This is a genomic window from Kitasatospora sp. NPDC001132 (genome assembly GCF_053598415.1).
Genome location: NZ_JBSFKF010000041.1, coordinates 1 through 25375, shown reverse-complemented (window position 1 = coordinate 25375; position 25375 = coordinate 1). Strand labels below are relative to the sequence as shown.

General features: G+C 75.1%; 17 protein-coding genes. 9 read left to right on the top strand and 8 right to left on the bottom strand.

The window, feature by feature from the left end; genetic code table 11:
* Positions 1–6 precede the first annotated feature (6 nt).
* Positions 7–984: an STM4015 family protein gene (locus tag ACWDBE_RS34735; protein ID WP_449792858.1), complete on the bottom strand. Its 978-nt coding sequence runs from the start codon at positions 982–984 to the stop codon at positions 7–9.
* A 201-nt stretch (positions 985–1185) separates the two neighbouring features.
* Between ACWDBE_RS34735 and ACWDBE_RS34730 the strand changes: the two genes are divergently transcribed.
* From ACWDBE_RS34730 to ACWDBE_RS34715, 4 genes are all read left to right on the top strand, one after another.
* Complete coding sequence (locus ACWDBE_RS34730) at positions 1186–1512, top strand: hypothetical protein (protein ID WP_449792857.1); 327 nt, start codon at positions 1186–1188, stop codon at positions 1510–1512.
* A gap of 140 nt (positions 1513–1652) precedes the next feature.
* Entirely contained in the window at positions 1653–2777 is a 1125-nt protein-coding gene (locus ACWDBE_RS34725) for a DUF6745 domain-containing protein (protein WP_449792856.1), read from the top strand.
* A 115-nt stretch (positions 2778–2892) separates the two neighbouring features.
* The gene (locus tag ACWDBE_RS34720; RefSeq protein WP_392877695.1) at positions 2893–3690 is read left to right on the top strand and encodes a MerR family transcriptional regulator; all 798 of its coding nucleotides are present in this window, start codon (positions 2893–2895) and stop codon (positions 3688–3690) included.
* A complete protein-coding gene (locus ACWDBE_RS34715; protein WP_449809933.1) occupies positions 3687–4904 on the top strand; it encodes a glycosyltransferase in 1218 nt (405 codons plus the stop codon). Before ACWDBE_RS34720 ends, ACWDBE_RS34715 begins: the two co-directional genes overlap by 4 nt.
* A 226-nt stretch (positions 4905–5130) precedes the next feature.
* Here ACWDBE_RS34715 and ACWDBE_RS34710 read toward each other — a convergent pair whose 3' ends face one another.
* Positions 5131–5904 (bottom strand): class I SAM-dependent methyltransferase, encoded by a 774-nt coding sequence (locus tag ACWDBE_RS34710; protein WP_449792853.1) that lies wholly within the window; start codon positions 5902–5904, stop codon positions 5131–5133.
* 178 nt (positions 5905–6082) lie between these two features.
* Between ACWDBE_RS34710 and ACWDBE_RS34705 the strand changes: the two genes are divergently transcribed.
* A complete protein-coding gene (locus tag ACWDBE_RS34705; RefSeq protein ID WP_449809932.1) occupies positions 6083–6577 on the top strand; it encodes a hypothetical protein in 495 nt (164 codons plus the stop codon).
* 7 nt (positions 6578–6584) lie between these two features.
* Positions 6585–7343 carry a methyltransferase domain-containing protein gene (locus tag ACWDBE_RS34700; protein ID WP_449809931.1) on the top strand — a complete coding sequence of 253 codons (759 nt, stop codon included), beginning with the start codon at positions 6585–6587 and terminating at the stop codon, positions 7341–7343.
* A gap of 89 nt (positions 7344–7432) precedes the next feature.
* Here the strand turns inward: ACWDBE_RS34700 and ACWDBE_RS34695 are convergent, their stop codons facing one another.
* Positions 7433–8350, bottom strand: coding sequence for a Mu transposase domain-containing protein (locus ACWDBE_RS34695; RefSeq protein WP_449809930.1), 918 nt, complete (start codon positions 8348–8350; stop codon positions 7433–7435).
* 871 nt (positions 8351–9221) lie between these two features.
* Between ACWDBE_RS34695 and ACWDBE_RS34690 the strand changes: the two genes are divergently transcribed.
* Genes ACWDBE_RS34690 through ACWDBE_RS34680 form a run of 3 tightly spaced genes read left to right on the top strand, consistent with a single transcriptional unit; the run spans position 9222 to position 17516 of the window.
* Positions 9222–12029, top strand: a complete 2808-nt coding sequence (locus ACWDBE_RS34690; RefSeq protein ID WP_449809929.1) for an AAA family ATPase — start codon at positions 9222–9224, stop codon at positions 12027–12029.
* Between the two features lie 46 nt (positions 12030–12075).
* The gene (locus ACWDBE_RS34685; RefSeq protein WP_449809928.1) at positions 12076–14691 is read left to right on the top strand and encodes an AAA family ATPase; all 2616 of its coding nucleotides are present in this window, start codon (positions 12076–12078) and stop codon (positions 14689–14691) included.
* Positions 14586–17516: an ATP-binding protein gene (locus tag ACWDBE_RS34680; protein WP_449809953.1), complete on the top strand. Its 2931-nt coding sequence runs from the start codon at positions 14586–14588 to the stop codon at positions 17514–17516. Before ACWDBE_RS34685 ends, ACWDBE_RS34680 begins: the two co-directional genes overlap by 106 nt.
* Positions 17517–17610: 94 nt before the next feature.
* Here the strand turns inward: ACWDBE_RS34680 and ACWDBE_RS34675 are convergent, their stop codons facing one another.
* From ACWDBE_RS34675 to ACWDBE_RS34655, 5 genes are all read right to left on the bottom strand, one after another.
* On the bottom strand, positions 17611–18348 hold the full coding sequence (locus ACWDBE_RS34675; RefSeq protein ID WP_449793496.1) for an AfsR/SARP family transcriptional regulator: 738 nt from the start codon (positions 18346–18348) through the stop codon (positions 17611–17613).
* Positions 18349–18622: 274 nt separating this feature from the next.
* Positions 18623–19135 (bottom strand): allene oxide cyclase barrel-like domain-containing protein, encoded by a 513-nt coding sequence (locus ACWDBE_RS34670; RefSeq protein WP_449793495.1) that lies wholly within the window; start codon positions 19133–19135, stop codon positions 18623–18625.
* A gap of 36 nt (positions 19136–19171) precedes the next feature.
* Entirely contained in the window at positions 19172–20728 is a 1557-nt protein-coding gene (locus ACWDBE_RS34665; RefSeq protein ID WP_449793494.1) for an FAD-dependent monooxygenase, read from the bottom strand.
* A 5-nt stretch (positions 20729–20733) separates the two neighbouring features.
* Positions 20734–24006 carry a type I polyketide synthase gene (locus ACWDBE_RS34660; RefSeq protein WP_449793493.1) on the bottom strand — a complete coding sequence of 1091 codons (3273 nt, stop codon included), beginning with the start codon at positions 24004–24006 and terminating at the stop codon, positions 20734–20736.
* A 41-nt stretch (positions 24007–24047) separates the two neighbouring features.
* The coding region (locus tag ACWDBE_RS34655) for an SDR family NAD(P)-dependent oxidoreductase (protein WP_449809927.1) at positions 24048–25375 on the bottom strand (1328 nt) is incomplete at its 5' end.

Genomic DNA, 25375 nt, shown 5'->3' with positions numbered 1-25375 from the left:
TGACGGCTACTCGGCCACGGCCACGTAGCGCCACCGGTCGTCGGGCTTGCCGGCCTCGGAGAGGTCGATCTCGACCCCGGCCAGGGCCTGGCGCAGGCGCTGCTGCATCTGCTCGGTGAGGTAGTGGTGGTGCAGGTCGAGGGCGCGCAAGTGGGTGAGCGGCTGGCCCTCCAGCAGGGCGGTGGCGCCCTGGTCCGTCAGCACGCCCATGGAGAGGTCGAGCGACTCCAGCCGGGCGACGACGGGCGCGTGCGCCACCGCGGCCGCGATGTCGTCCTGGAACTCGCTGTTCTGGAGGCCGAGGTGGCGCAGCGCCGGGAAGCGGGTGCCGTCCAGGAACGGAGCGAGGTCGTCCATCGTGGCGTCGCCGCCGTAGTTGTCCACGCCCAGCCAGAACTCCAGCCGGGCCAGGGCCGGGAAGTCGCAGCCGGCCACCGCGCGCACGACCGAGCCAGGCAGGCCGCCGGCCTCGAAGCGCAGCGCCTCGAGCGCCTCGTGCCGCAGCGGCTCCAGGGCCAGCCCGCCCTTGCCGTCCCAGTCCTGCGAGGCGCCGCGCACCACCAGCTCGGCCAGCCGCGGGAAGGCCGTCAGCAGCGGTGTGATGTCGCACTGCTGGATCCAGGAGATCTCGCACTCCTCGGCGATGATGTCGCCGACGAACAGCGCGCGCAGGGCGGGCAGTCGGCCGGCGGCGGCGACGATCGCCTCCATCGGCTCCCGGAAGCCGTCCGGCTCGTCCGGCGACCACTGGCCGATCACCACCGCGGTGACCCGCTCGGTGTCGACGGTGGCGAGGAACTGCTCCCAGCGCTCGACGAACGTCGCGTCGGACTCGTAGTCGAGCCTGATCCGCCAGGCAGCCGAGGCCGCGTCCGGCAGCCGGACGGCGCCGGAGCCGCCCTTCTCCTCGGCCTCCGCCAAGGCCTCCACGAAGTCGAAGACGGGGAGACCGTGGAACCGTTCGATGTGGTCGTTGACAGTCATGCACTGCTCCTCGGGGATCTGGGCCGAACAACTGTCTACCAGCCGGGACTGACAATCCGGCGGCCGGGTCACCGCCCGGGCGCGTTGTCAGACCCTTGCCCTATGTTCGGGTCCTGGCTCCGGAGAGTGACCGCGGCGGACGCGGCGGAGCCACGGGTTCCGGCGTCCGCCGGAGTCCGGCCGTACGGCGAGGGAGGACTGATGTACCGCCAGGGCGATGTGCTGATCGTGCCGGTCGAGGAGGGCGCGGTGCCGCCGCGGGTGGCCGAGCTGGCCGTGCGGGCCCGGGACGCCCGGGGCCGGATGGTGCTCGCGCTCGGCGAGGTCACCGGGCACGCGCACGCCGTGGTCGGCCCCGGCGCGCTGCGCCGCGAGAGCGGGCCGTTCGGCGCGAGCTGGCTCCACCTGCCCGAGGGCGGCCGGGTGGTGCACGAGGAGCACGCGGCGATACCGCTACCCAAGGGGTGGTACCGGGTGGTCCGCCAGCGCGAGTACGTGCCGGGCGCCGTGCGGGTGGTCGCGGACTGACGACCGCTCCGCCCGCCGCACGGGGGTCGGCGGGCGGGTGAGCGCGGGGCGGGGCACGAGGGCGGAGCGCGCGGCCGGGGCCGCGGCACGGAACGGGAACGGACGGCCGGGCGGGGAGCCCGGCCGGGAACGGAGCAGGGATGGACACGGTGATCCACGACGAGGTCCACGGCGGCGCCGCGCAGGCGGTGTCCGGGCCGGCCGAGGTGACGGCCCGCTGGCGGGCGGCCGCGGCGGCCACCGCGGCGGCCACCGGGGCGGGCGACCGGGCGGCGGCCGAGCACGCCGTCCGGGCCGCCTACCGGGCGGCCGGGCTGCCCGAGCCCGCGGCGGTCCGCTGGTTCGGGTCGCCGCTCGCCGCGACGGAGGCGGCGCTGGAGCTGCGGGCCGCCGGCGCGCAGAGCGTGCGCGAGGCCGTGCGCACCCGGCCCTGGGAGGAGGCCCGGCGGCGGGCTGTCGAGCAGGTCGGCACCGCCGGGTGGGCGGGCCACTGGGCGCTCACCGGCGGCGAGCTCGGCCCGGTCACCACCCCGCTCGCCGACCGGCTGCGCAACGCCGTGCTCGACCGGCTCGCCCCCGAGGCCGACCGGGAGGCCGACGCCGCCGTGGCCGAGGAGGCCCGGGCCCGTCGCACCACCGTCCGGCTCGCCCTGCTGGACGCCGTGCGGGGCCAGCACGACGCGCCGTGGTTCGCCGCCTTCGAAGCCGCCGGGGCGGGCGCCGACGCCGTCGCCCCGCTCGCCGAGCTGGCCCGGCGGGTCGGCTGGTGGTGGCCGTACCAGGACGTGGCACTGATCAGCGAGCGGCCCACCGCCCTGCACCGCGACGAGGCCGGCCGGCTCGACCGCGCGGACGGGCCCGCCCTGGAGTACGCCGACGGCTTCGCCCTGCACGCCTGGCGAGGCATGCCCGTCCCGCCGGAGTTCCTGGCCGGCCTGGCCGGGGTGACGGTCGAGCGGATCCGCACCGAGGAGAACGCCGAGCTGCGCCGCGTCCTGCTGGAGCACTACGGATACGAGCGCTACCTGGCCGACTCCGGCGCCGAGCCCGTCCACCGGGACGAGACCGGTGTGCTCTGGCGGATCGTCCTGCCCGACGACGAGCCGGTGGTGATGGTCGAGGTGGTCAACTCCACCCCCGAGCCGGACGGCACCCACCGCACCTACTGGCTGCGCGTCCCCCCGAGCACCCGCACCGCGCGCGCCGGGGTCGCCTGGACCTTCGGCATACCCGAGAGCGCCTACCACCCGCAGCGCGAGACCTGACCGAGGGCGCCTCCCGGCATCCGGAGCAGGCCCCTGAGCTGCGCGTGTTGACCCTTACCCCACGTCAGGCCGCACGGTGGGGCGCAGCAGAACGCACGGATGATCGGAGGGACGCATGAGCTGGTCTGTGGGCCAGGTCTCCGGCTTCGCCGGGGTCACGATCCGGACCCTGCACTACTACGACCGGTCCGGGCTGCTCTCGCCCAGTGAGCGCAGCCCGGCCGGCTACCGGCTCTACAGCGGCGCGGACCTCGCCAGGCTCCAGCAGATCCTCTTCTACCGGGAACTCGGCTTCCCGCTCGACGAGATCGCCGACATCCTGGCGGATCCGCAAGCCAACGCGCTCGACCACCTGCTGGCGAGACGCCAGGCCCTCACTGAGCAGATCGGCCGCCTGCAGAAGCTGGTCGACGTCGCCGAGCGGGCCATCGAGGTCCAGCGCACCGGGGTCGAACTGACGCCCCAGGAGCGCTTCGAGGTCTTCGGGGACGTGGTCTTCGACCTCAGCTACGCGGCCGACGCCCACCTCAAGTGGGGCGAGCGGGACAGCCACCAGGAGGCCCTGGCCCGCGCCGCCACCCACTCCAAGGAGGACTGGCAGCAGCTGATGGCGGAGGCCGCCGAATGGCGCGGCCGGCTCCTGGACGCCTTCGACGAGGGGCTGCCGGTCGACCACCGGACGGTGCTGGACCTCGCCGAGCAGCACCGGCAGCACATCACCCGGTGGTTCACGCCCTGCCCGCCGGAGATGCACTGCCGGATCGCCGACGACTACGAGGCGGACGCCCGCGCCTTCGCCCTCGTCGTCCCGCCGGCCGAACAGCGCCCCGGCCTGGCCGGCTACCTCCGGTCGGCGATCGGCGCCAACGCCGAACGGCGCGACGGCAGCGGCCACCAGGAGGCAGCCCGATGAGGATCCTCGTGATGGCCGCCGGATCGTACGGCGATGTCGCCCCCTACACCGGTCTCGGGGCGCACCTCCGCGGTGCGGGGCACGAGGTCGCGCTCGCGGCGCCCGATACCTTCCGCGAGCTGGTGGCCGGCAGCGGCCTCGACTTCCGCCCGCTCCCGGTCGATCCGCGCGGGGCGGGCACCGGGTCGACGGGCGGGCGCTCCGAACTGCTCGCGCGGGCCGCGGCATTCATCGGTCACCTGGGCGACGGGCTCGCGGACGCCGCCGCACCCGGAGCCGATCTGCTCCTGCTGAGCACCACCACCGCGCCGCTGGGCTGGCACCTCGCGGAGGCGATGGACGTCCCCAGCCTGGGGGTCTACCTGCAACCCACGCTGCCGACACGGGAGTTCCCTCCGGTCGTCGGGGGCGGTCGCTCCTTGGGGAGCTGGGGCAACCGGGCGGCGGGGGCGCTCGGCCAGCGGGTCGTCGACCGGCTGCATGCCGGGGCCGCACGCCGGATGAGGGCGCGGCTCGGCCTCCCGGCGCTCTCCCAGACGGCGCGTCGGCGGGCCGTGGAGCGGGCGCACTGGCCGGTGCTGCACGGCTTCAGCCCGACCGTCGTACCGCGGCCGGCCGACTGGCGGCAGGGCCTGCGGGTGGTCGGCAACTGGTGGCCCTACGTGCCGGACGACTACCGGCTCCCGGCCGAGGTCGAGGACTTCCTGCGAGAGGGCCCGCCGCCGGTGTTCATTGGCTTCGGCAGCATGGCCGCAGGGCAGGGCGAGCGGCTGAGCGCCCTCGCGGTGGAGGCCTTGCGCCGGGCGGGCGTCCGGGGCGTGGTGCAGGCCGGCTGGGCCGGGATTGCGGGGGAGGGCGACGACGTGCTGACCGTCGGCGAACTCCCGCACGCGCGGCTGTTCCCGCACATGGCGGCCGTGGTGCACCACGCGGGTGCGGGCACGGCGGCCGCGACGCTGCGCGCGGGTGTGCCGAGCGTCCCCGTCCCGGTGGCGGCGGACCAGCCGTTCTGGGCCGGCCGGCTCACCCGACTCGGGGCCGCCACCCCTCCGATCCGGTTCGCCGACCTGACCGCCGACCGGCTGGCGCGGGCGATCCGTCAGTCCGTCGAGCAGCAGCGGCTGAGGGAAGGAGCGCAGGCGGCGGCCCGCGCGATGGCGAAGGAGGACGGCGGGGCCCGGGTCGCGGAGGCGGTGGTGGCGTTGGGCGGGTAGAGAAGGCAGAGGCGCGGAGCGCTGCGTGGCTCGGGTCAGGGGGCGCGCTCCGGCCAATCGGGCACCACGGTGGCGAGACGGGGGTTCGAGGCCACGCCGCGGATGGTCAGGATGCCGCTCGTGCTCCGTGCGGTCATGACGATCGGGTCGGGGGTGACGAGGTGGTGAGACGAGCGGACAGCGGAGGAGGTGATCGCGGGAAACCGTGCCGGAGCCCTTCGGAAGGTCAGGACGCCCGGGCGATCAGGACGGGCTGGAAGAAGCCGGTGTCGACGGGCTGCTCCCAGCGGATGCCGACCAGGCCCGCCTCGGCGGCGAAGCCACTCAACTGGTCCTGGGTGAGCGCCCAGTAGGTGGCGCGGTGGACGGCGATCTGCCACTGGCCGCCGTCCTCCGCCAGGAGCTGGAAGAGCTCCAGGTCGTACCGCTCACCGTCCTCGTGCCACTTCCAGAGCTGGAAGACGACCGACCGCCGGCCGTCGGTCTCGGCGGTCTGCGGCGGCGTGGAAGCGGGCCGGGTGCGGCGCAGCTCGTCGTACGGGCGGGTGGTGACCAGCAGCAGTCCGCCCGGGCGCAGGACCCGCCGAAGCTCACCGAGCGCGGCGCGCACGTCCTCGGCCGTGAGGAGGTGGGGCAGTGCGTTGTCGGCGCAGACGACGACGTCGAACCGCCCGTCCGGGAAGGGGAGTTCCCGCATGTCGGCGGCGGCGGTGGGCAGTCGGAGGCCGCGCTCGGCGGCCTCGGCGGTGGCGCGGGCGGCGGAGGCCGGGCTGAGGTCGGTGCCGGTGACGCGGTGGCCGAGCGCGGCCAGGCCGAGAGCCTGGGTGCCGATGCCGCAGGCGCAGTCCAGCACCTCGGCGGGGCGGTCACCGAGGCCCGCGCGGATCAGGGCGTCCAGCGCGGCGCCCTGGCGGGCGATCGAGGCGTTCCAGTCGGCGTAGAGGAGGTGGTAGTCGTCGGCGAACGCGTCGTAGAAGCGGCCGAGGGAGGACTGGGTCATGGCTTCGGGCTCTCCACGGGACGTCGGCGGGGGCATCGGGCGGGCGAAGCGTGGCACGGCGGGACAGGGCAGGGCGTCGAGCGGAACGCGGTGACCGGTCCGTCCGTCTCGGCGCTATCCTCGCCCGGGCACACTGGGGCTGGGTACCGGTTTTCGGTGCCACCGGGAGGGCGGGCAGATGGCACGGATGCCGGACGATGACGACCGGCCGGGCGGCCCGTGGCTCTGTAGCGGCGACCGGCACGGACCGGCCGGGCCGGTCGCCGGGGTGATCGAGCTGCCGGAGGGCAGCTGGTGGGACTGGGACGTGTGGTCCTGGCGCCCCGGCGAGCTGCGGTTGGCCGCCGGCTACGACCTCGGCTACCACCACGGCCTGGAGCTGGTCTTCGCCGACCCACTGTACGTCCGCTGTCCGGACTCCTTCCAGGACCCGGTGTTCCGCCCGCCCACGCCCGAGGAGCGGCGGCTGGTGGAGCGGCAGTGCGGGGAGGAACCGGGCGTGCTGGTCGCGTTCGAGGCGGACGGCGGTGGCGCGGAGCCGGTGAGCGGGCTGATCGCCGCCGGGGGCGTGGAGGTAGGGGTCGGTATCGTCCTCCGGTACCCGCCGGCTCCTCCACCCGCGGACGGCCCGGACGGGAAATCCGCTGGCCGGACGGTTCCGGCGCCGCGATGATGCGCACATGCGCACCTTCGAAGAACTGATCGCCGAGGCCGAGGCGGTGTCCGTGGACGGCTGGGACTTCTCCTGGCTGGAGGGCCGGGCCACCGAGGAACGGCCCTCCTGGGGCTACCAGCGGCTGCTGGCCGGTCGGCTGGGCACGGCGACCGCGGCCCTGGACGTCCAAACCGGCGGCGGCGAGGTGCTCGCGGGCGCCGTACGGCTGGGCGGGCGCCCGTCCGTGCTCGCGGCCACCGAGTCGTGGCCGCCCAACGTGGCCCGCGCCACCCACCTGCTGCACCCGCTGGGCGCGGTGGTGGTCGCGGACCTCGACGAGCCGCCGCTGCCGTTCGCCTACGGGGCCTTCGATCTGGTCAGCAGTCGGCACCCGGTGCGGGCCTGGTGGACGGAGATCGCCCGGGTGCTGACCCCCGGCGGCACGTACTTCGCCCAGCACGTGGGCCCGGCGTCGGCCTTCGAACTGGTCGAGTACTTCCTCGGACCGCAGCCCGAGGCGCGCGAGGGCCGTCGCCCCGAACGGGAGAGCGCCGAGGCCCGGGAGGCCGGGCTGGAGGTGGTGGACCTGCGGTCCGAGCGGCTGCGGATGGAGTTTCGGGACATCGGCGCGGTGGTGTACTTCCTTCGCAAGGTGATCTGGATGGTCCCGGGCTTCACCGTCGACGCCTACTGGGACCGGCTGCGCGAACTGGACGCCCAGATTCGGGCCAAGGGCCCGTTCGTGGCCCACTCGGCGCGCTTCCTGATCGAGGCACGCAAGTAGATCGACCGATCCGGTGTCCGCATTGTTCAGATAGGCAGGAGTCTAGGGAATTCTCACTGATTTGACGAACAATCAGGTATGGGCTGTGGTCACATCAGCCAGCCCAGAAGACTGGTTGTCCAGCCATAGGACTGTGTCCGACGGCAGTGGCCTTGGGTGAAAGCGAGCACGCCGCCACCCGGTGAGTGCCCGAGGACGACCATGTTTTGCACCAACGCCACCCGACCGTCCACGCCGTCGTCGACGTGACCCTCAGTCCAGCCATGGGCTCGGCCGACGCCATGGTGGAGCGCGCGGATGCGCCGTGACCAGCCAACGCAGCCGCATCGCCCCGCGCACCAGTGGGGGCCGAGAACCGGGAAGCCCACGTTCCGCTCGGCGAGTGGGGGAGGGCTGTTGCGCAGAGCCCGACCTCTACCTCGGCAGGTCCAAGCCGCCGTCCTCGACGCCCGCGTCCTCGCTACCGGGATCGAAAGGAAGGTGGAGGCTCGGGCGGTGGCCGCGCGGGCGGCCTGCTGATGGATCACCTCGCCGCGCATGAGGTCGGCCGCGGCGGCGTGGTCGGGATCGGTCAGGCTCTGGTGCCTGGCCCAGCAGCGCGGATGGCGGGCCACGATCTCCTCCCCGCAGGTGACGGTGATCTCCTCGTTGTCGGCGTGGACCATCACCGTCCGGCCGATCGCACGAGGGTGGACGGAGTAGTCGTTGGTGTCGACCCGGATGTAGTGGTCGCGGCCGATACGGATGCGAAGCGGCCACCAGTGGGGCGGGGCGACCGGTGGGATGGTGAGCATCTGTGCGCGGTCCGCCTCCCACCGGTCCGCGGGGCGCGCGTCGATCGACCGGTGATGACGCCGGTTGGCGACCTGCAGCCAGGAGGTCAGCTGGCGGTTGAAGTCGTCCGGGCCGGTGAAGAGGCGGCCGGGCACAAAACTCGCCAGCTTGGCGCTGGCGGGTAACTCCGGGACCACGGACCCGGCCGGAGCCGTGGGTGCCGACGGCGTCACAGGCGTCAGGGCACGGCAGGCCGGTCCGGCTCGGGGCTCGTGTGCGCTGCTGTTCGTCGGCCTCGCCATCGGCCTCAACACGGCCTTCGACCGACTTGGGGCCCTCGTACGCAAAGCCCGCCGCCACGAGACTTGGTCGTGGCGTTGGGCACCCCCTCATCTGCCCGGCCACTCGGGCGGGTGACGGCCGTCACCACCGGCCGCGTAGCGGGAGCGCGCGGTCCGGCGCGGGCGGAGGTGCGACGTCCGCGACAGGCGGGGCCTGCGCCGCACCGCTGTGCCGGGCGCGGTTCGACGACCCCGACCCGGCCCGGCGCGAGGGGCCGGCCCGGATCCCCGCCCGCACCCTGGCGATCGCGGGCGGGGCCGCCAGCCCCGTCCCGCAGGAGCGGATCGCCGAACTCGCCCGGCAGATGCCGGACTGCCGCCTGGTCACCATCGAGGCCGGTCACCCGGTGCACAGCGCCCGGCCGGCCGAGTTCGTCGCCGCCGTGGCGCCCTTCCTGGAGCCTGAGGGCCGGCCGGTCCGGCGAACGGCTGTCGTCACATTCTCATCCGTCGGTCTTCGCGTGTGACCACCCGGCAGGAGGTCCCGGACGCCCTCCCCGGGAGTGCGCTGTGGGAGCCGGGCCTGTGCCCTCGTGATCAACTCTGGTCCGGGCGCGCCGTCTAGCGTGATTCCGGGTCACAGGCCGTCAGCCGGATTGCCGGAGGTCATGTCATGGAGTCGTCCAGTGCCGAGCGCCGTCGCACCGGGAACGCCCGCGCTGCGGTGGTCGTCACGGCCGTCGCCGGATCTGGTGGACGTTCAACGGAGGATCCGTACCGGCCCGTTCTCCAGAGGCGCCGGGCGAGAGGTTCCGCCCCGGCGGTGGAGTGGGACCTGGTCGGCCGTTCCTCGGAACTGGCCGTGCTGCGCGCCTGTGCCGAGCAGGCCCGCGCCGGGAAGGCGCGCTGCGTGGTGGTGCGCGGGAACACCGGGAGCGGGAAGACGGCGCTGCTCGACGGGTTCCGGCGCGACGGCGGCCCGGACGGGGCCACCGTGCTGTCCGCGGCCGGCCACCGCGCGACCGCGGAGACGCCGTACGCCACGGTCGGCCGGCTTTTCGGGGACCGGCGGGAGGCCGTACCGCCCAGCCGGGAACGGCTGGTCCCGGCGGCTCCGTCCCCCGGGCCCCTGGTGCTCGTCGTCGACGACGCCCAGTGGTGCGATGAGCGTTCCCTGCGCTGGCTGGAGTCCCTCCTCCACCGGCCGGAGGGCCTGCCCCTGCTGGTCGTCCTGGCCTGGGGCGGTCGCGGCAGCGGTCCCGGTGGTTCCGCCGGCCGGGCGTTCGACAGGATCGTCCGCCACCCGGGGACCCGCCTGCTGCCGCTCGGGCCGCTGACCGAGGCCGACGTGGCCGTGGCCGCGGCACGTTGCCTGGGGCGGACGCCCGGCGCCGCCGCCGTGCGGCGCTGCACGGAACTCTCCGGCGGGAACCCCTCGCTGCTCCGGCGCATCCTGACGCGGCTGCGCAGGGACGGCGTACCGCCCGGCCCCTGTGCCGCCGCCGACGTCGACGCGGCGTGGCACCGGATCCACGCCTCCTTGGTGCGGGCACACCTGAGAGGCCTGTCGGCGACGGAACTCCGGGTGGTGAGCGCCGCGGCCGTGCTCGGTTGGACGGGTCCCCCGGCGGCCGCCGAGGCGGGCACCGGTCCCGTCGCGCTGCCGACTGGCACCGGTCACGTCGCGTCGCCCGAGCGCGTCGGCGCGCTCGCCGGCGTACCGGCCCTCCTGGTGTCGGCGGTGCTCGCCGGCTACCGCGACGGCGAACTCCTGGCCTCCGGGGGCCTGGAGGCCCTGCGCGCGGCGGTCCTGGAGGCCATCCCGGCCGGGGAACTGGTCCGTCTACGCACCGACGCGGCCCGGCTGCTCAACGACGAGGGCTTCGCGGCCCCGGAGGTGGCGGGCCACCTGCTCCTGTTACCCCGGCTCGACGAGGGGTGGATGCGCGGCGTCCTGCGTGACGCGGCCGAGCTGGCACGGCGGCACGACGACCGGTCCCGGGCCACCCCTTACCTGCGACGGCTGCTGGAGGACGAGAGCGATGAGCGCAGTCGCGTGCGCACCGGGCTGGAACTGGCCGGAGCGCTGGCCGCCACCGATCCCGAGGCCGCGCTGGACACCCTGCGGAGCCTGCTGGACCGGACCACTGACGTCCGGCTGCGGGCGTCGGTCGCGCTGCAGTTCGGGATGACCGCGCAGGCCGTGGGCCGCCCGGCGCTCACCGTACTCTCCCGCGCCCTCGACACGCTGCGCGCCGCACTGAGCCCGGACGGCGACGAGGCCAGCCGTGACCTGTGCTGGAGGATCGAGTCGGCCGTCCTCTCTGCCGGGTTGCACGAGAAGCCGGCGTTCGCGGCCGTGCGGGAGCGGGTTCGTGCCGCCGTGGCGCGGGAGCCCGCCGAGTCCGCCCAGGGCGGCAGCCTGCTCGTGCGGGCCCAACTGGGCGCCCTGGAGGGCGCGTCCGCCCGCGAGGTCGTCGGCCTCGCCGCCCGGGCCATGGGCGCCGCGGGCTCCGGTGCCCCGGACTGGATGCGGGTCCAGGCAGCTGTGCTGTTCCACCTGGCCGACGAGCCCGGCAGGGCACTGGAGACGCTGGAACCGGCGATGGCCGTCGGCAACGGATGCCTGCCCCGTTGGTGGCTGCTGGCGGACCGGTCGATGGTGCGTCACCGGCTCGGCGACATCCCCGCCGCCATCGCCGACGCGCGGGACGCGCTGGAGTGCATGGGCCGTCCCCGGCGGAGCCCCGGCTTCGCGCTGCCGTTCATCGCCTGGGCTGCCGTCCAGAGCGAGCAGGGAGCCACCGAGGCCGCCAGGGCGGCCCTTGCCAGGGCGGCCGAGTCCGGCCTGGGCCAGTCGGTCCTCGGGCAGTCCTGGTACTTGACGACCTGGGCCCGTCTCCGGCTCCGCGCGGGTGACCCGGAAGGCGCGCTGGTCCGAGCCCGCCGCTGCGAGCGCTGGTTCGCGGAGGCGGGCATGGGCGACCCGGCATGGGCGTCCTGGCGCACCGTGGCCGTCAGGGCCCTGGCCGAGCTCGGCCGCCCCACCGAAGCCGTCGGCCTCGCCGAGGAGGGCCTGGAGCTGGCCCGCCGCTGGGGCACCCCCCACGCGCTCGGGCACGCGCTCCTCGCGGCGGGCACGGCGGCCCGCGGCGACCGCCGCGTGGACCTGCTGGCCGCCGCCGTCGAGACCCTCTCCCGTTCGCAGGCCCGGCTGGACCGCGCCCGCTGCGAACTTCTGCTGGGCAGGGAGCTGTCGGGGCGCGGCGACGCCGCCGGCGCCCGCGCGCACCTGTTGCGCGCGCACGAGACGGCGCGCCGCTGCGGCTCGCGCCGGCTGGCGGCCAGGACCCGCGAAGCGCTGGCCGCCGCGGGTGCCGACCGCCGACGCCGGCCCCTCGCCGGCGCCGAGCCGCTGAGCGGAACCGAGCGGCAGGTGGCCGAGTCCGCGGCGGCAGGCGCCACCAACCAGGAGATCGCCGAGACCCTGTTCCTCTCCCGGCGCACGGTGGAGACGCATCTGACTTCCACCTACCGCAAACTCGGGCTGGCCGGCCGGACCGACCTGCCCGCCGCGCTCCGTGGCCTCGCACAGCCTGCCGCCCGCGCCGCCACCCCGGTTGCTTCGTGACCGGCGGCACGGCGGGGACGGCGGCTCCCACAGTCGGGCGGGGCCGGTGACCGGTGAGAACGTCCTCGTCGAACGGGACGGGGAGACGGCACTCCTGCGCGAGGCCGTCGACGGGCTGCGCTCCGGCCGCTCGGCGGTGATCGCGGTCGAGGGGCTCCCCGGCACCGGGCGCAGCGCGCTCCTGCGGTACGCCAGCGCGGCGGCCCTCGACGCGGGACTCGCCGCCGCGTGCGCGTACGGCTCCCCGGCCGAGACGGACCGGCCCTTCGGCATCGTCTCCCAGCTCCTCGCCCGCCTGGACCCGGACGACGCCGACGACCCGGCCGACCGGCCACTGCCCCTGACGTGCCAGACCTTCCTCACGGCCGCGCGCGAGCGGCCGCTGCTCCTCGCCGTCGACGACGTGCAGTGGGGCGACACGGACTCGCGAGGGTGGCTGGAGAGCATGGCGCGGCGCACCCGCGGCGCGCCCCTCGTCCTCCTGGTCGCCGGAACGCCCGGATCGGTACCAGCCGCCCTCCCGAGCACGGCCGCGCATCTCGCACTGCGGCCCCTGACCCGGAAAGGAGTGGCTGGGATGCTGGCCGCCCACTGCGGGGGGCCCGTCGAGGAAACGTTCGCCGAGGCGGCCTTCGCCGCGTGCGAGGGCAACCCGGCGGTGCTGCGCTCTTTGCTGGCCTCGCTGGCGGCCGACGGCCTCGGCCCCACCGCTGATGCGGCGGCCGGGCTGCCGGCGCGCGCGGCCGAGGCGGTGGGCGAGCGCACCGCCAGACTCGTGGACGGACTCGGTCCCGAACCCGCCTCCCTGCTGCGCGCGATCGCCGTGGGCGGCCCCCATCTCGGCCTGCCCCAGCTCTGCGAACTGGCCGGACTGCGCACGCTCCCCGCTCCCCGCGCGCTGCGCCTGCTGGCCGGTGCCGGTCTGGTCCCGGACGCGGACCACCCGAGCGCGCCGCCGGGCGTGGTCGACCAGGTGCTCGCCGGACTCACCGTGCGGCAGCGCGAGGACCTGTACACCCGCGCCGCCGCACTCGGCCACCGCACGGCCCTCCCCGACGCACCGCTGGCCGAACTGCTCCTGGGCGCCCGGCCCAGCGGGGCCGGATGGGCGGCGGACGCCCTGTCCGGCGCCGCCGCGCGGTACCGGAGCACCGAACCCGCCCGCGCGGCCCGCTTCCTGGAACGCGCGCTCGCCGAACCGCTGGAACCCCACCAGCGGGCGCGGCTGCTCGTCGACCTGGGCTCGGCCGCCTTGACGGACGCCCCCGACAGCGGCGAACGCGCCCTGTGGCGCGTGCTGTACGGCCCGGAGCGCGACGTGCCCCCCGCGGCCCGGCTGCGCGCCGCAGACCTGCTCGCCGCGTGGGGCCACGCGGCCACGGTACGCCGCGGCACGGCGGCGGCCTGGTCGCTGCCGGGGGCCGGCCGGGCGGAACGGAGCGCCTTCCAGGCCCTGCACTGGCTGACCGGAGGCGGAGCGCCGACGGAGGAAGGGGTCGACGTCCCGCCCGTACCGCCGCTGTGGGGGCCACCGGAAGGACCCGCCCAAGCGGGCGTCCTGGCCCTGCGCTCGGCCCTCGCCCAGACCCTGCCGCTCGCCCGCGTACGCACCCTGGCCGAGGCCGCTCTGCGCCCCGACAGCGCCCATCCGGCGCTGTTCACCACTCGGTTGGCGGCCTGCTACGTCATGGCCCTGACGGACGCGTACGAGGAGGCGGCGGCCGGTCTCGACGGGATCGTCGACGAGGCCTGGAGACAGGGCGCGGACCCGGCCGTCGCGGCGGCGCTGAGCCTGCGCGCGGCGGTGGCGCTGCGCCGGGGATGGCTGGAGGAGGCGGACCGGGACCTCGCGAAGGTCGAGCGGGCGGCGATGCCCGGCCCCGCGACCGTCAAGGCCAGACCGATGATCGTGGCCATGCGCCTGCTGCTGCACCTGGAGCGGGACGAGGTGGACGAGGCGGGCCGGTGCGCGGCGGCCGAGATGCCCGTACGCGCGGTGAACGGCATGTGGTGGCCGATGTTCCTCCACGCCAGGGGCCTGCTGGGGCTGCGCACCGGAGACCACGAGGCGGCCCTGTCCGACCTGCTGGAGTGCGGGCGCGGGCTGCTGGCCAGGGGATGGACCAACCCGGCCGTCGTGCCGTGGCGTTCGGCCGCGGCCGTCGCCCGGCTGGGCTGCGGGGACCGGGCCGGAGCCGAGCGCATGGCGGCGGCGGAGCACGCGGCGGCCGAGGCGTGGGGGAGTGCGAGCGCGGTCGGCACGGCCCTGGTCGCCCTGGGCCGGGTGACCGAGGGCGAGCGGTCCCGCGAGGCCAGGGCCGCGGCGGCCCGGCTGCTGCGGGACGCCGCCCCACCAACGTGGCAGACCCCCCGTCGCGCCCGCCGGGTCCGGGAGCTGACCGGCGAGCCCCGTACCCTCCCGGCGCCGTTGGACGCCACGACGGAGCCGACCGGCCTCCGCGGGCCGGCGGCCGGGCGGGAACTCACCGCGGCCGAACGGCGCATCGTCGAACTGGTCCGCGGCGGCATGACCAACACGGCCGTCGCCCAGCGGCTATCAGTGTCCCGCCGGATGGTGGAGACACACCTGACCCGGGCCTACCGGAAGCTCGGCGTCTCCGGCCGGCGGGACCTCCCCCGCCTCATCCCCCGGAAGGACTGATCCCCCTGCTGCTCGAACGGGACACCGAACTGAGCGCGGTGGCCGACGCCCTGGACACCGCCGGGGCCCACGGCAGTTCACTGACCGTCGTCACCGGGGCCTGGGGCGCGGGCAAGACGGAGCTGCTCGACCACCTCCCGCAGCTCGCGGAGGAGAAGGGTGCACGGGTCCTACGGGCCGACGCGGCGCGGCCGGAGCGGGAGTTCCCCTTCGGCGTGGTGCGCCAGCTCCTCGAACCGACACTCGCGGGGGCCGCGGCCCGGGAGCGTTGGCTGAGCCCGGGCACCGAGGCCCTTTGGAGCGTCCTCACCGAGGAGACGCCCGTTCCGGAGGACGGCGCGCACCCGCGCCTGTTGCGGGAACTGCGCGCGCTGACCGCCCGCATGGCCGTCGACGAGCCGCTGCTGATCACGGTGGACGACGCGCACTGGGCGGACGAGGCCTCGCTGCGGTGGCTGGCGTACTTCGCCAGACGGCCCACCATGCGGCCCGTCACGGTCGTCGTGGCCCTCGCCGACGGCGACCCGGGGGCCCGGACACCCCTGGTGCGGGACCTCCTCGCCGCGGCCGGCCGCACCCTACCGCTGCGCCCGCTGTCCCATCAGGGCACCCGGGCCCTGGTGGAGCGGAGCTTCGGTGAGCCCGCGGACGACGGGTTCGCGCGGGCCTGCCACGACGCCTGCGGGGGCAACCCGATGATCACGGTCGCCGTCGGCCACGCCCTGCGCCGGACGGGGCTGAGGCCGGTCGCGGAGCACGGCGAGCGGGCCGCGCGGGTGAGCCCGCCCGCCCTCCAGGAACGGCTCGCCCTGCGCCTGGAACAGCTCCCTTCGCCCCTGCCGGAATTCGCTCGGGCCGTGGCCGTCCTGGGGGAACAGGCCGAGCCGGAGCTCGTGGCGCGGCTCGCGGAACTGGACGCCGTCGGGTGCCGCGCGGCCGAACGGGCCCTGCGGGCGCTGGGCCTGCTCCGCCCGCGTCCCGGCTCGCCGGTGCCGGTCTTCGTCCACCCCGTCTTCCGGGCCGCCGCGGAGGAGAGCGCCACCGTCGAGGAACGGCAAGGGCTGCTCAGCCGGGCGGCCGTGCTCCTCCTCCGGGCCGACCACCCGGCCGAGCAGATCGCCGCCCGGCTGATGGCGACGGCACCCTCCGCCTCGTCCGACGCGCCCTGGACGGTGACCGTGCTGCGCGCGGCCGCCGAGTCCGCACTCGACCGCGGCGAGCCCGGGGACGCGGTGCGCTTCCTGCGCCGGGCCCTCCAGGAAGCCTCCACGGACGGCGACGACCGCGCCGTGGTCCTGGTGGACCTGGCCGGTGCCGAGCGGATCACCGACCCCTGGATGGCCGCGCGGCACGTCTCCCAGGCGGTGCCCCTGCTGCCCTCGGCCGAGCAGCGGGCGGCAGCGCTGCTGCGCATCCCGCCGCCCGTCCTCGACACCGCGACACCGCAGACGGTCGACCTGTTCCGCGAGGTCTTCGCCGCGCTCGGTCCCGACCGTGCGGCGTGCGACGCCGGACACGAGGTGGCGCTGCGGCTGGAGGCCCGGGTCCGCCGCGCGGAGCCCCCTGCCCCCGGACGGCTCGCGGACTCGGTGCGGCGACTGCGGGAACTGGGCCCGGAACCCGGGCTGGGGACCGGTGGGGAGCGTGAGCTCGTGACCGCGCTCCTGCACGACGCGGTGGTGGGGGCGGGGATCGCGCGGGAGGACGCCGTCCGGCTCGCCCGGCGAGTCCTGGAACGCGAACCGGCGGTGCCCGAGCTGTCGTACACCACCGTGCCCCTGCTGGCGATCACGCTCGTGGCAGCGGACGACCTGACCGACCTCGCGGCCTGGCTGGAGACGCGCCTGGCGCGCTCCGCACAGCAAAAGGCCCTGGTGTCCCAAGTGAGCACGGGGACCGAGCTGACCCTGGTGCGGCTGCGGTCCGGGGACGTGGCCGGAGCCCGGGCCCTGGCCCTGGATACCCACCGGCTCGCGGGGGAGCGGTGGGAGGATCGAACGGCGGCCGACGTCGCCCTGGCCGCCGTCGCCGTCGAGACCATGGACCTGCGGCTGTGCGACCGTCTCCTGGCGCAGGACTCCGGCTCCGCGTACGGAGAGGCCGCCGACGTCCACCGCGGCATCACCTACCGGATGCTCCGCGGCGTACGCGCCTTCCAGCGGCGCGACGACGCCACCGCCCTGGACCACTTCCTCGCCTGGGGCAGGCGGCTGGAGGGGGACGGCCGGCACAACCCCGCGCTCGGCCCGTGGCGTTGCTGGGCGGCCCTCGCCCACCGCCGCCTCGGCGACGTGCGGGCGGCCGAGGACCTGATGCGCGAGGAGTGTGAGCGGGCCCGGGCCTGGGGAGCCCCCGCCGCGCTCGGCCGTGCCCTGCGCGTGCACGGCACACTGGCCGGAGGGGAACGGGGAAGGGGGCTGCTGTACGAGGCGGTGGAGGTGCTGCGAGGCTCGCACCACCGCCTGGAACTGGCCAGAGCACTGGTGCGGCTCGGCGGCCGGGAGGCCGACGAGGGAGGCCCGCGGGCGGAGGAACTGCTGAGAGAGGGTGCCGCGCTCGCCGACGCCTGCGGGCTGCCCGGTCTCTCGGCCCGCGCCCGGGCGCTGCTGGGCGGACCGGCTCTTGACCCGGTCCACGGCCTGTCCCCGGTGCAGCTCACGGTGGCCCGCATGGCGGCCCGCGGGCTGTCGAACGGCGCCATCGCCGGCGAACTGGGGGTGACACGGCGCGCGGTGGAGAAGCACCTCACCGCCGTCTACCGCAAGCTGGCCGTCCACAGGCGCACGGAACTCTCCGGTGCACTGCGCACGCCCGGATCCGGCTGAGCCTCCCCGCCCGGCCGTCGAGCGTGCGGCCGCGCGGGGGAGGGCCGGGCGGAGCCCCGCGGCCGAAGCACCCGGAAGCCCGCCCGCGGTGCCGTCAGGCGGAAGCCCGCGCGTGCAGGTGGTCGTCCGCGGTGAGAATCGCGTGGTGGACCCGGCGGGTGGCAAGGCAGGGTTCGAGGCCGAGTTCTTCCCGGAGGGTGTTGCGGGCCACTTGGTAGACGTGCAGGGCGTCCGCCCGCCGATCGCAGCGGTGGAGCGCCAGGATGAGCTGCCGGTGGAATGCCTCGTGTAAGGGGTGCTGGCTGAATAACGAATAGAGTCGGCCCACCGCTTCACGGTGCCGGCCCAATGCCAGTTCCGATTCCATCCATTGCTCGGTGCAGTCCAGGCGGGCCTGGTCGAGCCAGTTCACGAAGCCGTTGATGATGGGGCCGCTGCGCAGTCCCCCGAGGGACGTCTCCTGGGACAGCTCCAGCGCGGAGCGGAGCTTCTCGACGGCCTCGTGGTGCGCCCCGGCCCGTGCCGCGGCGCGGCCCTCCTCGGCGAGCCAGCTGAACACGTGCGCATCGAGCTCGCCGGGCTCGACGTGGATGAAGTAGCCAGGGGAGCGCGTGACGATCGGGCTCCCGGCCATGCCGCAGGAGCGAAGGAACTTCCGCAGCTCGCAGATGCGGACGTGGACCGCCGTGGTGGCGCGCAGCGGTGAATCCCCGCCCCAGATCTCGGAAATGAGTTCCTCGAGCGACACCACGTGATTGGCCCGGACCAGCAGCGACGCGAGCACGATCTCCTTCTTGCGTGCCGAGAGGAAAACCGGCTCGCTGTCGTGCATGACGCGGAGCTTTCCAAGAATTCTGTAGCGCACGTGATGCTCCAAGTACTCAGGTAGGGCAGCCGTTTCGACGTCGTGGGGGAGCGGCGGAAAAAATCTGACGCAATGTCATCCAGCCGTATTGGGAACCTAACCGGCGCCGATCGGCGCGGTCAACGGAAACGGAAGAAGGCTGCGGTGCGGTTCGGACCGAACCTCCACCTGGTACGGAGGCGCCCCACGGTCTCGTTCGGAGGGGTGGTACGGGGGCGGCGGGCCGCCGCCCCCGGAGCGCTCATCGGCCGGGCGCACCGCACAGCACGAGATTCGCCTGGAACCGGTGGCGCAGCACCTCGCTGCGCAGTTCCCGCACGCCCACCTTGCCCATGTAGGAGCCGCCGGTGCCCACCGCGTGGAGCACCTGCCACTCGCCGGCGAGGATGGCGTTGACATCGATCCAGCCCGCCGTCTGGATCTCCCCGTCGGGCAGGGTGATCTCCTCCCGGTAGAAGGCCATCAGGTGGCCGTTGGACGGCTGCTTGACGACCTTCCAGCTGTGGCCGACGAGGTGGCCCACGGAGGTGCCGTCGGCGGTGAAGAACTCGTCGGTGTGCGTGCTGCGGTCACCGGCGTTGAAGCCGTCCTCCGAGACCGCCTTGTAGTCGAGGTTCACCGTCTCGGACAGGCCGGTGAGCGCGAAGCAGTCGCCTGCGGGCTTCTCCGACACGGTCATCGGCTCGGTGACCATCGAGGCCGCGCACTCGGGGCACATCTCCACCGCCGCGCGGAACGGGTCGATCAGATGCATTGTCAATTCCTTTCGGTTGCCTGGGACATGAAGGTGTCAGGAGGGAAGAGAAGCGGGAGTGTCCTGCGCGGAGGCGGCCCCGAACCAGCGGCCCAGGGCCGCCTCCAGCCCCCGCACGTCGGGTGCGAGGCCCTGCGGCGCGACCCAGGCGACGTGCCCGTCCGGCCTGATCAGCACGGCGGACAGGTCGTCGGCCGCGGCCTGCGGACAGGTGGCGGTGACCACGTCCAACCGGTCCGCCCAGCCCTCGGCGACGCCCTTCAACTCAGGCGCGCCCGCCAGGTCGAGCAGCACCCCGCGCGCCCGCTCCAGCAGCCGCAGGCTGCCGTATGTGGAGCCGTCCGGAGCTGTCAGCTCGCGGTGCGGCATGCGCTTGCCCACGAGCGGGTGCTCACCGCCGAGGTCGTACCGTACGTCGACGGCGCTGAGCTCCCCGGCCAGCCGGTCGTTCACCTCGACCGACTCCAGGGTCTCCGCGACGATCGTGCGCAGCGCGTCGATGTCGGGGCCCCCGGTCATCAGGACGTTCTGCGCCCGGGTGTTGAGCAGCACGCGGGCCGCGGCCGGGTGGCGCTCCTGCTCGTAGCTGTCCAGCAGGCCTTCGGGCGCCCGGCCGCCGACCTCGGCCGCGATCTTCCAGCCGAGGTTCACCGCGTCGTGCACCCCCAGGTTGAGCCCCTGGCCGCCGAACGGCGGGTGGACGTGCGCCGCGTCACCGGCGAGCAGCACCCGACCGACGCGGTACCGCGCCGCCTGTCGGGTGGTGTTGCCGAACCGGCTCAGCCACTGCGGCGTCGCGCCCGAGAGGTCGATGCCGGCGACGGCGGCGACGGTCTCGCAGACCTCCTCGAAGCTCGGCGCCGCGGCCCGTCGCACCGGCGGCCGGGTGAAGTCGCCGACGATGAACCGCAGCACGTCCTCGCCCGCCGTGGAGACCGCGACGGCGGAGACCGCGAGCCAGCCGCGCTCGCTCCGTACGAAGGGGAAAGGCCGCTGCGTCAGCCCGGGGAGGTCCCGGCTCACCCCGAAGACGTCGGCCAGCAGCACGTCCGCCGTGGCGTCGGTCCCGGGGAATTCGACGTCGAGGAGCGACCTGACCGTGCTGCGGCCGCCGTCGCAGCCGACGACGTACGAGCCCTGGAGCCGGTACGGGCCGTCCGGGCCCGTCACCTCCAGCTCCGCGCAGTCCGCGTCCTGGCGCAGCCCTGTCACCTCGTGGCCGCGCCGGACCTCGGCGCCGAGCTCCTCCGCCCACTCGGCGAGCACCCGCTCGATGCGCGCCTGGGGCAACAGCAGCACCGCGTGCGGGCTGTCGAGCCGACCGAGGTCGACGCCGACCGGCAGCAGCGCGAAGTGGCTGTAGCGGCCGGTTCGGCTGCCGGTGAACCGGTCGAGGATCCCGCGCTGGTCCCAGATCTCGATCGTCCGCGCGTACACCCCCGGCGCGCGCGACTCGCGTTCGCCGGTGAATCCCGGACGCCTCTCCAGGACCACCACCTCCACGCCCGCGAGCCGCAGTTCGGCGGCCAGCATCAACCCGGTCGGGCCGGCGCCGCAGACCACCACCGGTCGCCGGGTCTCGTTCGTCGTCATGCGGATCACTCCTTGGTGTGCAGAGCGCCGAGTACGGCGCGCAGGTAGCGGGCGAGGGACACGGGAGCCGGGTGGTCGTAGACGACGACCGGTTCCAGCAGCAGTCCGGTGGCCTCGCACAGGCGGTTGCGCAGGTCGAGGGCGGTGAAGGAGGAGAACCCGGCGTTCTGGAACGTCACCTCCGCCTCGACGGCGTCCGGCGTGTCGTGTCCGAGCACGGCGGCGGCGTGGGTGCGGATGATGTCCAGCAGGACGCGCTCCTGCTCCTCGTGGGAGGAGCCGGCGAGGCTCTCGCTCAGCCGCCGCTGTTTGTCGGTGTCCTCCAGGACCTGGGGCGGCTCGGCGGCCTCTTCCGGGGCGTCCGGGGCAGAACGGTTCCACCAGGCGGACAGGGCGGGCAGTACCTCGCCCAGCGCGGCCCGGCCGCCGTCGTCCAGTTCCAGGCGCTCCGCCAGCGCGTCCAGGTCCCCGCCCGTCACCGCGTTCCAGAACTCCGCCTCGCCCCCGCTCGCGCGGTGCGCGCCGCGGACGGCGGCCGACTCCAGCCAGTAGCGCCGCCGCGGGAAGGCGTAGGGCGGCAGGGCGACGCGGTGCCCGCCGGGGAGGACGGCCTCCCAGTCCACGTCCACGCCGTTGGCCCAGGCCCGGGCGAGGGCGTCCAGCGCGCGCGGGGCCTCGGGCCGGCCCTTGAGGAGCACCGGTGCGCACACCGTCTCACCAGGGGGCAGACTCAGCTGCGCCATGGAGGTCAGCACGGCGTCCGGGCCGAGTTCGAGGTAGGTGGACACGCCCGCGTCCTTCAAGTGGCGGACGCCGTCGTGGAAACGGACGGTCGCGCGGATCTGCCCGGCCCAGTAGCCGGGCGAGCACAGCTCCTCGGAGGTGGCCGGGCGGCCGGTGACGAGCGAGACGACGGGGATCGCCGGCGGGTGGTACGTCAGCGTCTCGGCGACCGCCCGGAACTCCTCCAGCGCGGGCTCCATGAGCGGTGAGTGGAAGGCGTGGCTGACCTGGAGCGAGGTGGTCCTGCGCCCCTGCTCGGCGAAGTGCCGGGAGACCCGCTCGGTCGCCTCGCGCTCCCCGGACAGCACCAGCGCCCGGGGGCCGTTGACGGCGGCGATGCCGACGCTGTCCTCGTATCCGGCCAGCAGCGGCAGGACCTCCGCTTCCTCGGCCTCCACGGCGATCATGGCGCCCCCCGCGGGCAGCGCGTCCATCAGCCGTGCCCGGGCGGCCACCAGGGCGGCCGCGTCCGGCAGGTCGAGGACCCCGGCCACGTGCGCGGCGGTCAGTTCGCCGATGGAGTGCCCGGCGAGCCGGCCGGGTGTGATCCCCCAGTGCCGCAGCAGCCGGTACAGCGCCGTCTCCAGGGCGAACAGCGCGGGCTGGGTGTAGGCGGTGCGGTGCAGCAGCGCCGCCTCCGGGCTGTCCGGCGCGGCGAACACGACCTCGCGCAACGGACGTTCCAGGTGGACGTCCAGGTGGTCGCAGACCTCGCCGAACGCCTTGGCGAAGACCGGGAAGGCCTCGCTCAGTTCGGCCCCCATGCCCAGCCGCTGGCTGCCCTGGCCGGTGAAGAGGAAGGCGGTGCCGCCCGCCCCGGCCGCGGTGCCGCGCACGAGCCCGGACGTGCCGCGGTCCCGCGCGAGGTCGGCGAGGGAGGCCATCAGTTCCTCGCGGTCCCGCCCCACGACCGCGGCGCGGTGCGGGAAGTGGGTCCGCGTGGTCGCCAGCGACAGACCGACGTCCGCGGCCCCGGTCTCCGGGTGGTCGAGCAGGTGGCGGTGCAGCCGCCGCGCCTGGGCCCGTACGGCGCCGCGGGTGCGGGCCGACAGCACCCACGGCAGCGGGCCTTCCTGCGCGGGCATCCCGGCCGCCGGCTCCTCGGCGGCGGGCGGCTGCTCCAGCACGAGATGGGCGTTGGTGCCGCTGATCCCGAAGGAGGAGACGGCCGCCCGGCGGGGGCGATCAGCGTCCGTCTTCCACGGCGCCGCCTCGGTGAGCAGCGAGACGGCCCCTGACGACCAGTCGACGTGCGGGGTGGGCTCGCCCACGTGCAGGGTCTTCGGCAGCACGCCGTGGCGCATGGCCAGCACCATCTTGATGACGCCGCCGACGCCCGCCGCGGCCTGGGTGTGGCCGATGTTGGACTTGAGCGAGCCGAGCCGGAGCGGCCGCTCGGCGGGCCGGCCGCGCCCGTAGGTGGCGAGGACGGCCCGGGCCTCGATGGGGTCGCCAAGGATGGTTCCGGTGCCGTGCGCCTCGACGGCGTCCACGTCGGCGGGGGTGAGGCGGGCGTCCGCGAGGGCCTGGCGGATCACCCGCTCCTGCGCGGGCCCGCTCGGGGCCGTCAGGCCGTTGCTCGTGCCGTCCTGGTTGACCGCGCTGCCGCGGACGACCGCGAGGATCCGGCGGCCGTTGCGCCGGGCGTCCGACAGGCGCTCCAGCAGCACCAGGCCCGCGCCCTCGGCCAGCCCGGTCCCGTCGGCACCGGCGGAGAAGGCCTTGCAGCGGCCGTCGGGGGACAGCCCGCGCTGGCGGCTGAACTCGACGAAGGTGTTGGGCGTGGCCATCACCGTGGCACCGCCCGCCAGCGCGAGCGCGCACTCGCGGCCGCGCAGCGCCTGGACGGCCAGGTGGATGGCGACCAGCGACGACGAGCAGGCGGTGTCCAGCGTCACCGCCGGACCCTCCAGGCCGAAGGTGAAGGAGATCCGGCCGGAGGCGACACTGCTCGACGTGCCGGTCATCAGCTGGCCTTCGAACTCCTCGGGTGCCTCGTGCGGGTGCGGCGCGTAGCGCATGTCCGCCACCCCCACGAAGACGCCCGTACGGCTGCCGCGCAGGGTCTCGGGGACGATGCCCGCTCCCTCGAAGGCCTCCCAGGCGGTCTCCAGCAGCAGCCGCTGCTGCGGGTCCATGGCGGTGGCCTCGCGCGGGCTGATGCCGAAGAACTCGGCGCCGAAGTCGCCCGCGTCGTGCAGGAAGCCCCCGCCGGAGGCGTACGTCGTCCCCGTTCGGTCCGGGTCGGGGTGGTACAGGGACGCGAGGTCCCAGCCCCGGTTGCGGGGGAAGGCCGAGACGGCGTCGGCCTCCGTCTCCAGGAGCCGCCACAGCTCCTCGGGGGTACGGACGTCCCCGGGGTAGCGGCAGCTCATCGCGACGATCGCGATCGGCTCGGCGGCCGCCTCCTCGGCCTCCCGCAGCTTCTCCCGGGTCTCCTGCAGGTCGGCCGTCACCCACTTGAGGTAGTCGAGCAGCTTCTCTTCGTTGGACACGGTGGGCTTCTCCTCGTCGGCATCGGTCGGTCGGTGGGACATCAGCGGCCCGTCGCCCGGCCGAGGCCGTTGTCGATCAGGGCGAAGATCTCCTCGGGCGACGCCTCGGCGATCCGCTGGGAATCGATCGGCCGGCCGGTGGCCGGCTCCCCCTCCGGCCGGCGGAGCCGGCCCCAGAGGGCCACCAGGTCCTCCAGCCGCTGGACGATCTCCTGCCGTACGTCGTCGTCCGCCTCGGCGGCACCACTCAGCACGGCTTCCACACCGGCCAGTTCGGTGAGTGCCGCGTCCGCGGCGGCGGGCTCGTCGGGGAGCAGCTCCCCGTGCAGATGACGGGCCAGCGCCTCGGGCGTCGGGTGGTCGAAGACGAGGGTCGCGGGCAGCCGCAGCCCGGTCGCGGCGACCAGCCGGTTGCGGAACTCCACGGCGGTCAGGGAGTCGAAACCGCTCTCCTTGAAGAGGCGCGCGGCGTCCACGGTGTCCGGCGTCGCGTGCCCGAGCACCGCGGCCGCGTGCCCGCGCACGAGATCGAGCAGCGCACCCTCCCGCTCGCCCGGCGGGAGGGCGAGCAGTCGGCGCTCCCAGGAGTCGGCCGGTGCGGCACCCCCCGCCGCCGCCACGCGGGGCAACGGGGTCCGCAGGACGCTCCCCAACACGGCCGGCAGGGTGCCCGACTCGGCCCGCTCCCGGAGCGCGGCCAGGTCGAGCCGGGCGGGCACGACGACCGGCTCGGCGCCGGAGAGGGCCTGGTCGAACAGGGCGAGGCCGTCCTGCGCGGTGAGCGGGACCATGCCGCCGCGCGCCATCCGGCCCAGGTCCGCGCCGTCCAGGTGAGCGGTCATCCCGGAGCGCTGCTCCCACAGGCCCCAGGCCATCGACACGGCGGGCAGGCCCGCGCGGCGCCGCCGCTGGGCGAGGGCGTCGAGGAAGGCGTTGGCCGCGGCGTAGTTGGCCTGGCCCGCGGCGCCGACGGTGGCGGCGGCCGAGGAGAAGAGCACGAACGCGGACAGGTCGGCGTGGCGGGTGAGTTCGTCCAGGATCACGGCCCCGTCCACCTTGGGCCCGAAGACCCGGTCCACGTGGGCCTCGGTCAGTTCGGTGACGACGGCGTCGTCGAGGGTGCCGGCGGTGTGGATGACGGCGGTGAGGGGGTGTTGGTCGGGGATCCGGGTGAGGAGGGTGGTGAGGTCGTGGGGGTTGCTGGTGTCGGTGGCGGTGATGGTGATGTGGGCGCCGAGTGCGGTGAGTTCGGCTTCGAGTTGGGCTGCGTTCTGGGCGTTGGGGCCGGTTCGGCTGGTGAGGTGGAGGTGGCGGGCGCCGTGGTGGGTGATGAGGTGGCGGGCTGTGAGGGCGCCGAGGGTGCCGGTGC